The 842-nt window shown below is 70.8% G+C and carries 1 protein-coding gene; it reads right to left on the bottom strand.

Annotated elements, in window-relative coordinates; genetic code table 11:
* Positions 1-49 precede the first annotated feature (49 nt).
* A partial coding sequence (locus BIU89_RS04745; RefSeq protein WP_254791491.1) for an amidase family protein occupies positions 50-842 on the bottom strand: 793 nt, incomplete at its 5' end.

Raw genomic sequence — 842 nt, forward strand, 5'->3', positions numbered from 1 at the left:
CACCGGGCCTCCCGTCCATCCCGTGGTCGCGTCACGCGACCCGCTCAGCTCAACCGAGCGCCGGGTACAGCGCGGGCGTGGTGCGCGCGTGCGTCTCCTGCTCGAAGGCGTAGCCGAGGCCGATGACCGTGCTCTCGTCGAACGAGCGGCCGAGGAACTCCAGGTTCACGCCGGCACCGGTGATCGTGTTGTCGGCAGCGGTCGCCTGGCCCATTGGGACGGTGATCGCCGGCATGCCGGTGTTCGGGCTGAGGCGCATGTTCGTCGACTGCGTGCCGTACGGCGTGCCCGACGGGTAGACGAGCGCGTCGAGGTCCTGGTCGTCGAGCATCTGCGTCACGAGCTGCTTGCCGGTGGCGAGCTGCGTCGTGTGCGAGCCCGTCGGTCCGGCCCACGCCTGGTACTGCGCGTCGGTGATCAGGTCGCGCGACTGGTAGGTGCTCTTGCGGCTCGGCACGTACTCGCCCGAGGCCAGGATGCCCTGCAGCGAGCGAGCGGCGACGTCGGGGTCGAGGTGCTTCGCCACGTACTCGTCCAGGTCGTGCTTGAACTCGTTCGTGCTGCCGCTGCCCTCGGACAGGACCCGGTTGAAGGCCGTCGTCGCGGTGATCGGGACGACGGTGGCACCAGCGGCCTCGAGCTTCGCGACGGAGGCCTCGAACAGGCGCTTCGTCGTGGCGTTCGTGCCGACCATGCTCGTCACGTAGCCGATGCGGGAGCCCTGCAGGGAGTCGGCGTCGAGCGACGACGTGTACGACGTCGGCACCTTGCCGGCCTGCGCAGCCGTCGCCGGGTCCGCCGCGTCCACGCCGGTGACGGCGTCGAGCGCGACCGCCGCGTCG

Source organism: Curtobacterium sp. MCBA15_005, from assembly GCF_001864855.1.
GTDB lineage: Bacteria > Actinomycetota > Actinomycetes > Actinomycetales > Microbacteriaceae > Curtobacterium > Curtobacterium flaccumfaciens.